At 45.6% G+C, this 13,675-nt stretch carries 12 protein-coding genes and 4 tRNA genes; 3 read left to right on the top strand and 13 right to left on the bottom strand.

The annotated features are described in order from the left end of the window. Positions 1–10: 10 nt before the first annotated feature. On the top strand, positions 11–997 hold the full coding sequence (locus tag FS373_RS20170) for a fumarylacetoacetate hydrolase family protein (RefSeq protein ID WP_152830444.1): 987 nt from the start codon (positions 11–13) through the stop codon (positions 995–997). Between the two features lie 98 nt (positions 998–1,095). Next, positions 1,096–1,749 carry a maleylacetoacetate isomerase gene (gene maiA, locus FS373_RS20165; RefSeq protein WP_194165915.1) on the top strand — a complete coding sequence of 218 codons (654 nt, stop codon included), beginning with the start codon at positions 1,096–1,098 and terminating at the stop codon, positions 1,747–1,749. A 92-nt stretch (positions 1,750–1,841) separates the two neighbouring features. Here maiA and FS373_RS20160 read toward each other — a convergent pair whose 3' ends face one another. Both FS373_RS20160 and FS373_RS20155 read right to left on the bottom strand, forming a co-directional pair. Then, positions 1,842–2,183: an FKBP-type peptidyl-prolyl cis-trans isomerase gene (locus tag FS373_RS20160; RefSeq protein ID WP_152830443.1), complete on the bottom strand. Its 342-nt coding sequence runs from the start codon at positions 2,181–2,183 to the stop codon at positions 1,842–1,844. A 108-nt stretch (positions 2,184–2,291) separates the two neighbouring features. Beyond that, positions 2,292–3,179, bottom strand: coding sequence for a LysR family transcriptional regulator (locus tag FS373_RS20155; protein WP_152830442.1), 888 nt, complete (start codon positions 3,177–3,179; stop codon positions 2,292–2,294). 101 nt (positions 3,180–3,280) lie between these two features. On the opposite strand from FS373_RS20155, the gene FS373_RS20150 reads away from it, so the two are divergent. After that, complete coding sequence (locus tag FS373_RS20150; protein ID WP_152830441.1) at positions 3,281–4,519, top strand: MFS transporter; 1,239 nt, start codon at positions 3,281–3,283, stop codon at positions 4,517–4,519. Between the two features lie 36 nt (positions 4,520–4,555). Here FS373_RS20150 and FS373_RS20145 read toward each other — a convergent pair whose 3' ends face one another. The 11 genes from FS373_RS20145 to FS373_RS20095 all read right to left on the bottom strand — a co-directional run bounded on the left by FS373_RS20145 (position 4,556) and on the right by FS373_RS20095 (position 13,635). Continuing rightward, the gene (locus FS373_RS20145) at positions 4,556–5,950 is read right to left on the bottom strand and encodes a sigma-54-dependent transcriptional regulator (RefSeq protein ID WP_152830440.1); all 1,395 of its coding nucleotides are present in this window, start codon (positions 5,948–5,950) and stop codon (positions 4,556–4,558) included. Then, positions 5,928–7,775: a sensor histidine kinase gene (locus FS373_RS20140; RefSeq protein WP_152830439.1), complete on the bottom strand. Its 1,848-nt coding sequence runs from the start codon at positions 7,773–7,775 to the stop codon at positions 5,928–5,930. The genes FS373_RS20145 and FS373_RS20140 overlap by 23 nt, the downstream gene beginning before the upstream one ends. Before the next feature lie 133 nt (positions 7,776–7,908). Continuing rightward, on the bottom strand, positions 7,909–9,306 hold the full coding sequence (locus tag FS373_RS20135) for a TRAP transporter large permease (protein WP_144045927.1): 1,398 nt from the start codon (positions 9,304–9,306) through the stop codon (positions 7,909–7,911). Next, positions 9,306–9,995, bottom strand: coding sequence for a TRAP transporter small permease (locus FS373_RS20130; protein WP_227993062.1), 690 nt, complete (start codon positions 9,993–9,995; stop codon positions 9,306–9,308). Before FS373_RS20130 ends, FS373_RS20135 begins: the two co-directional genes overlap by 1 nt. A gap of 82 nt (positions 9,996–10,077) precedes the next feature. Further along, the gene (locus FS373_RS20125; protein WP_144045929.1) at positions 10,078–11,097 is read right to left on the bottom strand and encodes a TRAP transporter substrate-binding protein; all 1,020 of its coding nucleotides are present in this window, start codon (positions 11,095–11,097) and stop codon (positions 10,078–10,080) included. Between the two features lie 236 nt (positions 11,098–11,333). Next, positions 11,334–12,605 carry an MFS transporter gene (locus FS373_RS20120; protein WP_144045930.1) on the bottom strand — a complete coding sequence of 424 codons (1,272 nt, stop codon included), beginning with the start codon at positions 12,603–12,605 and terminating at the stop codon, positions 11,334–11,336. Positions 12,606–12,704: 99 nt separating this feature from the next. Next, positions 12,705–12,932: a hypothetical protein gene (locus FS373_RS20115; protein ID WP_144045931.1), complete on the bottom strand. Its 228-nt coding sequence runs from the start codon at positions 12,930–12,932 to the stop codon at positions 12,705–12,707. Between the two features lie 210 nt (positions 12,933–13,142). Next, positions 13,143–13,218, bottom strand: a tRNA-Val gene (locus FS373_RS20110). A gap of 63 nt (positions 13,219–13,281) precedes the next feature. Next, a tRNA-Val gene (locus FS373_RS20105) sits at positions 13,282–13,357 on the bottom strand. A 63-nt stretch (positions 13,358–13,420) separates the two neighbouring features. After that, positions 13,421–13,496 (bottom strand) — tRNA-Val (locus tag FS373_RS20100). 63 nt (positions 13,497–13,559) lie between these two features. Continuing rightward, positions 13,560–13,635 (bottom strand) — tRNA-Val (locus FS373_RS20095). Positions 13,636–13,675: the final 40 nt, after the last annotated feature.

The following is a 13,675-nucleotide window of genomic DNA, read 5'->3' as shown; positions in this document are numbered from 1 at the left end:
AGGAGCGGGTATGAAGTTAGCCAGTTATAACAATGGTCGTCGTGATGGCCAGTTGATGTTAGTGAGTAAAGATCTTTCTAAAACTGTGGCTGTGCCTGCAATTGCTCATACGATGCAGCAGCTAATCGATGCCTGGGAGCTGCTGCAGCCACAATTGCAAGAGCTGTATGAAGCGTTAAACTATGGCCTGATCGATAATGCCGTCGATTTCGATGAAGCCAAGTGTTTATCCCCTCTACCCCGTGCTTTTCAATGGGCCGATGGCAGTGCTTATGTTAATCACGTTGAGCTAGTACGTAAGGCTCGTGGTGCTGAGATGCCGGAGACATTCTGGACCAATCCTTTAGTTTATCAAGGTGGCTCAGATTGCTTTATCGCGCCTAAAGCCGATATTCCATTGGCGAGTGAAGAGTGGGGCATAGATTTTGAGTCCGAAATAGCCGTTATTACCGATGATGTACCCATGGGCGTGTCAGCAGATTCTGCACATAAGCATATCAAGTTGCTGATGTTAGTGAATGATGTGTCTCTACGTAACTTGATCCCGGGTGAATTGGCTAAGGGCTTTGGTTTTTTCCAGGCCAAGCCATCGAGCAGTTTCTCTCCTGTGGCGGTGACGCCAGATGAGCTTGGTGCTCGCTGGGAAGACTCGAAAGTGCACCTGCCACTTATCACTCATTTAAACAATGAGCTGTTCGGTCGCCCTAATGCCGGCGTCGACATGACATTCAACTTCAGTCAGTTGGTGTCACATGTTGCCATGACCAGACCTTTAGGTGCTGGTGCCATCATAGGTTCGGGTACTATCTCAAACTATGATCGTTCGGCGGGTTCCAGCTGTTTGGCCGAGACGCGCATGCTAGAAACGATTGCCGATGGTAAACCATCGACCACATTTATGAAGTTTGGCGATCGGGTGCGTATCGAGATGCTCGATGATAATGAGCAGACTATTTTCGGTTCAATCGATCAGCAAGTCGTCGAGTATAAAGGTTAACTTTTATAATATTTGATAGAGCGGGACTAATTCAATTGGATTAGTCCCGTTTTTTTTAGCTCAGATTTTAAAGCTCAGATTTTTAAGGAAGTATGATGTTGAAACTATACGGATATTGGCGTTCGAGCGCCGCATATAGAGTCCGAATTGCCTTGAACTTTAAAGGACTCGATGCCGACTTGTTATCAGTGCACTTGGTGAAAGATGGCGGTGAGCAGCATAAGGCCGACTATGCCAAGATAAACCCCCAGGAGTTAGTGCCGACTTTAGTCGATATAGATGACAGTGGCAATGAGTTCGTGTTGTCACAATCTATGGCTATTCTCGAGTATCTGGAAGACTGCTATCCACAGAGTGCTCTGCTTCCTACAGAAGCCAAATCTAAGGCACATGTGCGAGCTCTCGCATTGTCTATAGCCTGTGAAATTCACCCGCTCAACAATCTTAAGGTGCTGCAGTATTTGGCTGGAGAGATTGGAATCGCCGATGAGGCTAAATCTGTCTGGTATCATCACTGGATCCATGAGGGATTCGGTGCATTGGAGCAACAACTCGAGAAGCATGCTGGACGTTTCTGCTTCGGGGACAGTGTGAGCTTAGTGGATCTTTGCTTAATCCCACAGGTGTACAACGCCCATCGCTTCAAGGTGGATTTGACTCGCTATCCTAATATTTTGCGCGTCACCGAAAATTGTAATCAACTGGATGCATTTATCCAAGCCATGCCAGAAAACCAGTTTGATGCCAGTTAGCTGAGGCTAGTCTGTTGGTGTATAAACGAATGTTCTACTTCGTCATATAGAGTCAGGTTGAACTGACTCTATATGACGAAGCTATATAAGAGTTAGTCATCTCGAGTGAGTACTTCTAATAGCTCAATCTCGAAAGATAGATTAGAATTGGCAGGGATCATAGACCCTATTTGACGCTCTCCATAGGCGAGATGAGCCGGGACCTCGAGCTTACGCTTACCGCCGACCTTCATCCCCATTAAACCGATATCCCAGCCCTTGATCACTCGGCCCGTGCCGATGACACATTGAAATGCCCTGCCCTTGTCGTAAGAAGAGTCAAATTTAGTCCCATCTTGCAAAAAACCTTCATACTGGGTGGTGATTAAGGCGCCTTTGACTAATTCTTTGCCGTCGCCAATCTTTATGTCTGTTACTTGTAATTCACTATTCATCTGTTTGTCTCAGTTAATACCAATCGGTATAAATACTTTTATTCTGGCTATGTTGCGATGCCTATTATACCAGTAGGCATTATCACGCATATAAATTTAAACTAAACATCACCTGTTTTTCATCAAGAAATCGACGAAGGCTTTGTCTGCCTGGCTGATGGGGCGTTGTTTTTTCCAGGCGATATGCAGATCGAGAAATACTGGAGGCTGGAAGGGTTTAGCCAAAATGTCATCCTTGTCGCCGATCACCATCTCCAGCACGCTGGTGATGGCAAAGCCTTGTGACACCACCTGTTTAATAAGGTTGATAAGATTCGTTTCGAAGGCGATATTGGCTCTGAGTCCCAAGGACTTAGCTTGGGTTAACATCCACTCCCGATGAAAGTAGCCGGGTTTGAACATCACCAACTCATGTTCGAAGAAAGCCGCTAAGCTGATGTTTTTCTGTTCTGCCAGTGGGTGCTCAGGTCCCATGGCGACCACCATCTGCTCCTTTAGCAACAGGTGGCTGTCAAACTCCGGACTAAGATCTTGGGCGGTGATGATGGCAATGTCCACCTCTTCACGGGCAAGCATCTTGAGCGAGTCCCGGGTTCCTCCTTCGAACAGGCACAGTTTAAGATCTGGGTATTGATGGCGAAATGCCATCAGACGTGAGGGGAGGTAGAAGGAGCCAAGCATACCCGGAACTCCTATCCTGACCTCTCCCTTGGTCAAGTTTGCCATTGACTTGATGTGGGCCTCGGCTTGCTTGAGTTGCTTGATGATCAACAGAGCATGTTGATGCAGCGCCTTACCTTCAGCGGTAAGACTGAGCTGTTTGCTACCGCCCTTCCCTGAGCTAGCTCTGTTCACCAGAGTGACGCCTAAGGAGCTCTCAAGGCGTTTGATACTTTGGCTTAAGGCCGGCTGGGCCATATTCAGGCTCTGCGCAGCCTTAGTGAAGCTGGCTGTTTTTACCAGGGCATCAAGATGCTTAAGTTGTCGTATGTCCATAACAAAAATCAATGACTTTGATTGCTTTAATCTATTATTGTTATGTTAACCTCGGTGCTAACCTATGTCTATGGAGTTCGATCATCGACTTGTATGGGCCTATGTCTTTAACTGATAACATTAATAATAAAAACAAAGAGGTAAGGCTTATCTGGGGCCTATCTATCGCCTCGGTTGTTATCTATATCAACCTGTACTTAGTGCAAGGTATCTTGCCCTTGATTGCCGAGACCTTCGATGTTGATATCAGTCACTCGACCATATTACTCTCGGTTACCAGTTTTGCCATGGCGTTTTCACTGCTGTTTTATGCCTTGTTATCCGACAGGGTCGGACGTAAGAAGCCCTTGATGATCAGCTTATATCTGCTGCTGTTGACCGATGTCATGATGATCTTTGTGACAGATTTTCCATCTCTTGTACTCTTACGGCTGTTACAGGGAGTCTTGCTCGCGGCCGTTCCTGCCATTGCCATGGCCTATTTTAAGGACGAGCTGAGCCAAGCATCCATGCTAAAGGCGGGGGGGATCTATATCGCAGCGAATAGCATAGGCGGGATCTCCGGACGTTTGATTGGTGGCGCACTGTCATTACACTTGCATTGGCAGCAAGTGATTTTGGTTATCTTAGTTATCTCGATTGCTGGTGTGCTCTTGGTGCATTATCTGCTGCCCAATACCACTAAGTTAAAGAGCCAAGAGGAGCGCAGAGCGAGGGGCGGCATGCTCAGGGCTGAAGATCTTAACGGTTTTATGGTGCATCTGCGTGATGCTAAGCTCAGACAAATTTATTTGGTTGGTGGTTTAGCTTTTTTAGTCATGGTGAATCAATTTAGCTTCATTCAGCTTCATCTTATGTCGGCGCCGTTTAGTTGGGGCCGCTTCGAGGTGACCCTTATTTTCCTCTGTTATCTGAGTGGTACTTGGGCGTCTTATCATTCTGGTCTTTGGATTAAGCGCTTCGGGCGCAGGGCTCTGTTTCGATTATCTCTGTTGCTGATGTTTTTAGGATCCTTGATGACTTTAGTCGATATCGGCGTGTTTATCTGTTTGGGTTTCCTGATGACAGCATTCGGTTTTTTCTTTATCCACAGTGGTTGTAATGCCTGGGTAACCCACAGGGCAAAGCGTCACAGAGCCAAGGCGACATCGCTTTATCTGTGTAGTTATTATCTGGGAGCCGCATTGGGTGGACCTTTGTTGATGCCATTTTGGCATCATTGGGGCTGGCAAGGCGTGGTGCTTGGCTCAAGTTTGGTTATGGCGGTCTTGAGTCTGGTTTTACTGAGACTGACTAAACATGAGCCGATGATATTGTCAGTCCATGCTAATAATAGCTAATTATCATCTTTACACCGATTGGTATTAGCTACTGGGCTAATCGCATTGATTTAATTTTTGTATAAAGTGTTTTCTATCCAGACTGTATTTTTGCATCTTGTCATATAAGGTTTTACGGGGGAGATCGAGTTGTTCCATGGTGAGCTTGATGCTGCCTTTATTGTGGCTTAACGCCTCTTCTATCAAGAGACGCTCAAAAAATTCGACTCTTTGCTGCAATGACATGCTGGCATTGAGTTTGGTTGAGCTATTGATGGCGGAGGTGAAGGCGGCTTCACCACCCAGTAGTACATAGCGTTCGGCAAGATTTCTCAGCTCTCTGACATTACCTGGCCAGTCGTGAGAGGAGAGTTGTGCTGTCTGTACTGAATCTAGTGGGATCAAGGCCTTGTGGTAGCGAGATGAGGCGATGCGGGAAAAATGCAGGAAGAGCAGAGGGATGTCCTCTCGTCTTTCGCGAAGAGCGGGAATGGGGACTGTGACCAAGTTTAGTCGATAGAGAAGATCTTGTCTGAATTCACCGGTTTGGCATAGGGCGTTGAGATCCACTTTAGTGGCGGTAATCACTCTGATGTCTAGCGCTATGCTCTTGTTTGAACCCAAACGTTCAATTTTCCTGTCTTCTAAGACGCGCAAAAGCTTTATCTGCAGCGACATAGGGGTACTCTCTATTTCATCAAGAAACAGAGTTCCGCCGTTGGCGTATTCAAATTTGCCTATGCGGGTCTTGTCGGCGCCGGTGAAAGCTCCGGATTGGGCGCCAAACAGCTCACTTTCTATGATGGTTTCGGGGATAGCGCCGCAATTGATAGCCACAAAGTTAGCCTTATGGCGGATACTATGATCGTGCAAGTATCTCGCCACTAACTCTTTCCCGGTTCCGGTTTCCCCCTCTATTAATACATCAGCTGGCATATCGATAACTTGGTGTAAAGTGTGCAACATCTGCTTGATCCCCGGACTATGGCCTAAAATTCTTGGACCCGGGAGACTTTTAGATTCCAGCTCTCGTTTCAGTTTTCGGTTCTCTAAGGTTAAGCTTCTTTTCTCCAGTGCGCGCTTTACGACATCCAAAATATGTTCATTGTTAAAAGGTTTCTCGAGAAAGTCATAGGCGCCTTGTTTTAATGCCGAGACGGCCATGGCAATATCGCCAAAACCAGTGAGGAGAATGATGGGAAGGTCATTGTCCTTGGCAATGAGGCTCTGCATAAGTGAGATACCATCGAGCGTAGGCATATTCACATCACTGATAAGCACGCCTGGCCAGTCTATATCGATGCTATTGAGTATGGATTTAGGCTCGCTGCTGGCCATTGCCGAGATACCTTCCAACTCAAATAGTTGCACCAGAGCCGAACCGATAAATGGCTCGTCGTCGACAATGATCACGCTGAAATTGTTGAAGTTAGCTTGAGTGCTTTTGCTCATTGAATGAGTCTCCTTGTGATGCATGATCTGGACTTGCTTTGTTGCTGCTATAAACGGGTAGGGTGATTTCGAAAATTGCGCCGCCTGTTTGCGCATTGGAGACCCTGATACTACCTTGCATTGAGTCAATTATCCGTCTTGAGATCGACAAGCCAAGGCCAAGGCCCTGACGATCACTGGTGGTAAAGAAGGGCTCAAAAATCTTCTCCATCTGGCTCTCTTGCACCCCAGATCCAGTGTCTTGTATCTTGATACACAGCTGGCTTTCAAGCACTAAGGTTAAGCTGAGCCTCTTAGGAGCACTGCGCTGCATGGCGACGATGGCATTACTCATTAAGTTAACCAGTACCTGCTGTAACCTGACGTTGTCAGCCCAGACCTGGCCGCTTATCTCATTGGCTCGATAGAGCAGCTCAACCCCTTGCTTGTCTATCTCAGGTTTTATGATGGTAAGAGCATCTTGAATGCATTGATTGATATCAGTCGCACTGTCTCTGGATTGGCTCTTGCGGGTGAAACTTTTAAATTGGCCCACGATCACGGCGAGTCTGTCGGTGAGAGATATGATGGTATTAATGTTGTCAGTCACCATCTCAGTCTGGTTTCTTGATATCATGGTCTTAGTGTTTTGTGCATAACTTCGGATCGCCGCCAGGGGCTGATTTATTTCGTGATTGATGCTCGCCGATAGGTTGCCTATGACGGTAAGTTTAGCGGCCTGGATCAACTCATCCTGGGTTTCGTTGAGTTTCCGGTTACTGGCTTGTAAATCTTGAGTTCTGGCCTGTACCCTCTGTTCCAACAGATCGTTGGCTTGTTGGATCTTGAGCAGGTTTTTACGTCTCTCGTAGCCAAAAAGGGCGGCTAAAGCCAAGAGTAGATATAGGGAACCATATAAGGTCATCAATAGGGGAAGAGACTGATATATGGGCGTTAATGGCGCCATGATATGCACGCTCCAACCGGCCTTTGCCATAGCTTTATGAGTCTCCATATAATCGAACTGGCCCTTAAGTGAGCTAAATGCATACAGATTATGCTCATCGGTGGCGCCTGCATCGTAAAGGGGACTGAGAGTCAATTCGTTAATGACCCTGCTGGCGTAGCGTTTTGATGCATGGATGGCATATTGTCTCGATTGATCCAATGGGGTCAATGACCGTAAGCGCCAGTGATTAATACTCGATAGAAAGATAATATTATCAGGATCGGTTATGGCAAATTCATAACCACCTGCTCGCGCTATTCCGGTGCTTTGCTGTTCTATCTCTGTGATATCGAGCTTAACAACGATAACCCCTAAGATGCTTTGTTGCTCATAGACTGGGTAGGAAAAATAAAAACCGCGTTTGTTCGATGTGGTTCCTACTGCATAGTATCTGCCGAGTTGACCGGAAATGGCTTGCTGATAGTAAGGTCTGAAGGAGAAGTCCTTGCCAATAAATGAGTAACTTTTCTGCCAGTTACTGGCGGCTATTGATACTCCTAATGCATCGACTAAATAGATATCCAGCGACTCGGTAATGTGCTTTATCTCTTCTAAATACAGGTTAAGCTTTTGTATACTCTTACCGTCTTGCTGATTCAACAAGGCATTCTTTAGTAAAGGGTTTGTTGACAGTACATGGGGAATGCTCTCATAGCGGGAAAGCGAACCATCGAGAAAATTGACCAGCTCGGTCATCTGCTGTTTAGAGCGTTCGGCCGTGTCCTGATAGCCTTGCTCTAAGTAGAACCAATGGGTTGCCTTTAGTGTGATGGCAAGTCCGCCGAGGAGTATGATGGTAATGAGAATATTTTTTTTTGTTCTTAGTGAAAACGACATAGAGCTATACACATCCTGGTGAAAACATAGCGAGTCTGACTCAGTCAGTTATTGATTTAGCTCATTAACTATACTCTGGGAGAGACTCGCTTTAAACCTTTAATCAATTCAAAAATAAACGACTTTTAGCTCCTTAATAGCCATTAAGTTTATCTATGTACTCAGGCAAGAAGAGGGAGATCTGTGGCACATAAGTGATCAACATCAAGAAGAAGAGCAGCAACAGTAGCCATGGCAAGCAAGACTGAATCACCCAGCCCATGCTTTTGCCGGTAATTCCGGCAGTCACAAACAAGTTAAGCCCCACTGGGGGGGTGAGCATACCGATTTCCATATTGACCACCATGATGATCCCTAAGTGAATTGGATCTATGCCTAGCTGAGTGGCGATAGGAAATAAGATGGGCGCCATGATGAGTAGAATGGCCGAAGGCTCCATAAAATTTCCCGCAGCGAGTAGGAGTAAATTAACTATGATCAGAAACCCCCATGGCGGCAGTCCCATGCCTACTATGGTTTCTGCAATGAGGTGGGGGATACGTTCTGTGGTCAACACATGGGCAAATAACATTGCATTGGCAATGATGAACAGCAACATGATACTGACCTTAGCCCCGTCACGGACAACACGGCGGATCTCCTTGTCACCAGGTGTCTTTATCACCGCGAGTAGCATATAACCAATATTGCGCAGCGCAGCGACGGGGATAGATTCCTGATTATTTTTCCAGGCCACATTCTTCATCGGACCTATGTCTCTATAGCCAAATACTGCGATAAAATAGGCGTAAACACAGGCCACGGCTGCGGCTTCTGTCGGGCTGGCAACACCGCCGTATATAGACCCAAGTACAATGAGAATGAGTGCTAAGCCCCCCATGGCTTTGGCACCAGATAATGTTAAGGCACCGATACCAGGGAAGGGTCTGGACGGTAACTTTTTTACTCTGGCAACGATATAGATTGCCAGCATGAGCAGCAGTCCCATCATCAGGCCTGGAATAAGACCTGCCATAAACATGCGTGCAGCAGAAACCTCGGTAGCGGCAGAGTAGACCAACATGACGATAGAGGGAGGAATGAGTATCCCCAAGGTTCCCGATGTGGTGATCACGCCAGCGGCAAACTTCTCAGGATAGCCTGCGCGGACCATGCCGACGATAACGATAGAGCCAATGGCGGCGACGGTTGCCGGTGAGGAACCCGATACGGCGGCAAACAACATACAAGCCATGACTGAGGCCATGGCTAAGCCCCCGCGTATATGACCCACGCTGTCCATGGCAAAGTCGATGATCCGCCTAGCTACCCCACCAGTAGAGAGAAAGGCCGATGACAGAATGAAAAAAGGGATGGCGAGTAGGGTGTAGTGCTCAGATGTGGATTCATAGAGTTTCAGTGCCACCGATGCCAATGAATCATTGGAGAAGAGCAATATAGTTAGCATGCTGGAAAAGCCCAGTGCGATAGCAATAGGCATGCCTAACATCATACAGATGAGTAGGGTGATGAACAGGGTTGCTATGGTCATTATTTTTCATCCTTATCATTAGGACTTTGAATCACATTTTGTCGTTTATCCGCTTCGGCTTTATTGTCTTCATCGAGTCCGAGCGCCTCCTTGACAGTGTCAACAAGATGCATACTGTCTTCTGCCTCATCGGCTAAGGTAAAGCCTTCGGTCTTGTTTTTTACTATGGCGATGAAGAGCTCAAAAAAACGCAGAAATAGTAATCCAAAACCCAATATTAAAATGCTTTGGGATAACCACAGAGGCACGGCTGGCTCCTCTACATCGATACGCAAGGTGTCCCAGGCGAAATCCGGATCCAAATTTTTGATGAGTAGATTAGGTAAGTCGAGGTCTTCCATAGGGATCCCGACTTCGTACATCTTAAGCAGGTAATCCCAGCTGCCTTTGAGAAACATAACGCAGTAAATTAGACAAATGGTGGTGGCAATCAAGCCAGCAATTTTTCTTCCTCCTTTGGGAAGCTTAGTCACAAACGCATCTACACCTATGTGAGCGCCCACTTTAACGCCATAGGACATGCCAAAGAGGACAAACCAGGCACAAATCGTGAGTGTTAGCTCCTGTATCCAGAGAAATCCGGTATTGAAGAAAAAACGTGCTATCACCTCAATAAATACCAGTAGCGTCATCGAGGTGATCAACAGGTTAAGAAATCCCTCCTCGAAATGAGAAAATAAACGGTTCATTACAGCCTTACTCCCCTTATAGAGCGGCTCAGGCGATGGTCCACTGAGAGCCGTTTTCATTCATTATTATTTTTGTTTTAATTTACTGTTTGTTCGACTCGACGGCGGCCTGGATCAGGTCTTTGCCAATTTTAGCCTCAAACTGGGACCAAACCGGTCTCATCGATTCTACCCAGAGGTTTCTTTGCTCAGGGGTTAACTCAATGACCTTTGAGCGTTTAGAGGTGATGATAGACTCTCTGTCCTTTTTGACTTTCGCTGCGGCAATTTGGTTACCGAAAGCGATAGCTTCATCGAGTGAAGACTTGATGATTTCACGCTTGTCATCGGGTAGGCTTTTCCAGAAAGTGTTAGAGGTGACAACCATATAGTCGAGAACGCCGTGGTTACTTTCTGTGATATATCCTTGAACTTCGAAGAATTTTTTGGAATAGATATTAGACCAGGTATTCTCCTGTCCATCGATTGCACGTGTTTGTAGTAAGGTAAAAACCTCTGAGAAGGGTTTCTTTACTGGAATGGCATCCAAGGTTAAAAATTGTGCGGCTAATACATCTGATGCCATGATCCTAAACTTCTTACCACGTGCATCAGCTGGGACTACCAATGGGCTGCTAGCTGAGAATTGTTTCATACCATTATGTAGGTAACCTAATCCGACTATGCCTTTTCTCTTCATGGCATTAAGCAGTTTCAGACCCGCATCACTCTGCTGGAAACGGTCAACTGAATCCATATTTTCAAACAGGAAGGGCAGGTCGAACAGTTGTAGTTTCTTGGTATATCGCTCGAACTTAGACAGAGAGGGAGCAACAAACTGAATATCATTGAGTAGTAGGGCTGAAATTTCGTTATTGTCGCCAAATAGTTGAGAGTTAGGGAATACATTTACCTGGTATTCACCGGGGAGTCTTTGTTCAACGAGTTCCTTAAACTTGAGTGCCATCTGGCCTTTAGGGGTATTTTTAGCTACCACATGTGAAAACTTAATTTCAACGGGGGCTGCTAGAGCATGAATGCTACTGGTTAACAGGCTCGCGACTGTGATTAGTGTTGACAGTATTTTTAGTGGTTGTAGTTTGGCACTTGACTGACTTGTCATCTTTGTCCCTTAGATTTCATTTTTATTGGTGGGATACGGCTTAGCTTCCCTGAGAAGGTTCACATAATAAAGAGCAAGGTATGTGCCAATGATGATGTTGGCTGGTAGTTGTAATGTTATCAGTACGTTGGATAGTTGAGTTGGGGATTTGAAGTCATTTATGTGTGATGAACCGCACAAAACAATATAGCTAATGGGTGAGGAACCACCCATTAGCTAGTGCTGGATATAAAAATTTATGCTTGTTTCTCTGTAAAGGGCCAAATCTTTGCCTTAAAGTGTCCATGGTAGAAGATGATGCCTGCCGTGAAGGTAATTGATGACCCCAATAGCAGTGCCCACTTCACATCAAACATAGAAACCACACCGCCTATCAAGGCTGCGAGTAAGTTCCCCAGGCAGAAAATGGTCACTAGCATGCCCATCAACTTGCCTTGAGCCCGATTCTCATAGGAGTGAGAAAGATAAGAGGGGAGGAAACCGTTGTAAATGGCGATGCCGGCACCCATCAAGGCAAATGTGATCAGGTAAGTTTGATCGATAAAAAAGGGTAATGCGGCAAGAGCTGAGCCGAAAATGACGATTCCCAACAGACCCGCATGAGGGTGATCTAGTTTTCTCTGTATGATGGGGTTGATAAAAATACTCGTTAGAATCATGCATGTAGTCAGAAATACGGTTGCCCAGCTGATATCCACAGCAAGATAGCCAAACTCTCTTACCAGATACAAGGGATAATACTCATAATAAAGATTGACCCCCATGGTCAAGAAGAGATAGAGCAGAAAGAAACGTCTCAGATCGGGTTGCGATAGTAGAGACAGGCTTGAGCCTGTCTCGGCATTTGTGTCGCGTTTATCTAGGCTCTTAGGCAGTAAGAAATGACTGATCAGAGCGCAGATTAGACAGGCGAGTGCAGCTACCCAGAATACCATATCTATACCAGCCATAATGAGGTATCCCCCAGCCAAGGGACCGAGAAGGTAACCGCCATATCCCATAGAGCTGATCAGAGAAAAACTACGTGTTTTGTCTATGATGGGATGGAGATCGGCTGCAATTGCACGTGCAATAGAAATATTACCTTCACATAAGCCTGTTAGTAAGCGCGAGATACAGAAGAGGAGAAAATTCTCAGAAACGGCGGCAATAGCGGTTAAACTATATCCTACCGCACTGCCCAATAAGGTTAGACTTAATAATTTTCTACGGCCGTAATTATCTGATATTGCACCAATAACGCTACTGCCGATAATAATTCCTAGTGGGTAAATCCCTAACACTATGCCTAACAGTAACTCAGAAGGTAGATTTAAGAATTGAGTTAGTGGTGAGGTCCCTTCAGCAAACAGTGGTGCCAATATCGGGTAGGGTAGGGCTATGCCGGCAACACTGATTAAGGTGACCAGTAGGGTAATTGATAGGATTTTATTGCCACTCCGTTTCTCGTTTTTTGAGTCCGAATTTATCGCTTGTAAGCACGGCTGGCTGTCCTGAAATTGACTCATATAGATAACTTTTTGGCTGAAAGTCATTTTACTATTGCATCAAAAACAGGTTAAGTAAAGTCATTGCTTTACTTAATTGTAAGTGAGAGCCGTTATTGGTTATTTTTCAGGGTTGATTCGTTTGGAGATAGCGTCACTCGGGAGTAATTCTAAATGGCCCAGTTCGTCGAAATACCAGCCAGTGATAAATCCTTTCTGTCTCATGCTGACGAGATTTTGCATGACTTCTTTCGCTTCAACTAACGCAGAGGCTTCATCGCAGTTATGAGTTAGCTTAAGGTAAGCTGCTATGCTGCTCAGGGAGGCGGATTGACTGACATCTGCCATAGGATAGATCTCAATTTATGTTATATCTGAAGAATAGTTGAACTTAGGTAGAATGGGGCTGAAATGGCTTTCATATCGGGAAATATTATAGCGACTAGCTGTGTTATTCGATAAATAAAGGTCATCGAAATTAGCTGTAGAAATTCGATTTTATATTAATTTTTTAACGGAATTAATTATGAGGGATTTACAATTTGGATAGGCTGAAAATGGTGGTCGATACTGGGCTCGAACCAGTGACCCCCTCCTTGTAAGGGAGGTGCTCTCCCAGCTGAGCTAATCGACCTGGGACTTTCATTTTGTACTGTGTATTTTCTTAATCACTTACTCTTAATAAGAGGTAAGAAAATGGTGGTCGATACTGGGCTCGAACCAGTGACCCCCTCCTTGTAAGGGAGGTGCTCTCCCAGCTGAGCTAATCGACCTGGGACTTTCATTTTGTACTGCGTATTTTCTTAATCACTTACTCTTAATAAGAGGTAAGAAAATGGTGGTCGATACTGGGCTCGAACCAGTGACCCCCTCCTTGTAAGGGAGGTGCTCTCCCAGCTGAGCTAATCGACCTGGGACTTTCATTTTGTACTGTGTATTTTCTTAATCACTTACTCTTAATAAGAGGTAAGAAAATGGTGGTCGATACTGGGCTCGAACCAGTGACCCCCTCCTTGTAAGGGAGGTGCTCTCCCAGCTGAGCTAATCGACCTGGGACTTTCATTTTGTACTGTGTATTTTCTTAATCACTT

This window comes from Shewanella sp. YLB-07, assembly GCF_009377275.1.
Note: the sequence above shows the minus strand (reverse complement) of the source record. Positions and strands in the feature narration are given on the sequence as shown.

Bases quoted from the DNA above. Each gene is read 5' to 3' on its own strand.
- FS373_RS20170 (WP_152830444.1), top strand. From the start codon at position 11: ATGAAGTTAGCCAGTTATAACAATGGTCGTCGTGATGGCCAGTTGATG.
- FS373_RS20160 (WP_152830443.1), bottom strand. From the start codon at position 2,183: ATGAATAGTGAATTACAAGTAACAGACATAAAGATTGGCGACGGCAAA.
- FS373_RS20155 (WP_152830442.1), bottom strand. From the start codon at position 3,179: ATGGACATACGACAACTTAAGCATCTTGATGCCCTGGTAAAAACAGCC.
- FS373_RS20150 (WP_152830441.1), top strand. From the start codon at position 3,281: ATGTCTTTAACTGATAACATTAATAATAAAAACAAAGAGGTAAGGCTT.
- FS373_RS20145 (WP_152830440.1), bottom strand. From the start codon at position 5,950: ATGAGCAAAAGCACTCAAGCTAACTTCAACAATTTCAGCGTGATCATT.
- FS373_RS20140 (WP_152830439.1), bottom strand. From the start codon at position 7,775: ATGTCGTTTTCACTAAGAACAAAAAAAAATATTCTCATTACCATCATA.
- FS373_RS20135 (WP_144045927.1), bottom strand. From the start codon at position 9,306: ATGACCATAGCAACCCTGTTCATCACCCTACTCATCTGTATGATGTTA.
- FS373_RS20130 (WP_227993062.1), bottom strand. From the start codon at position 9,995: ATGAACCGTTTATTTTCTCATTTCGAGGAGGGATTTCTTAACCTGTTG.
- FS373_RS20125 (WP_144045929.1), bottom strand. From the start codon at position 11,097: ATGACAAGTCAGTCAAGTGCCAAACTACAACCACTAAAAATACTGTCA.
- FS373_RS20120 (WP_144045930.1), bottom strand. From the start codon at position 12,605: ATGAGTCAATTTCAGGACAGCCAGCCGTGCTTACAAGCGATAAATTCG.
- FS373_RS20115 (WP_144045931.1), bottom strand. From the start codon at position 12,932: ATGGCAGATGTCAGTCAATCCGCCTCCCTGAGCAGCATAGCAGCTTAC.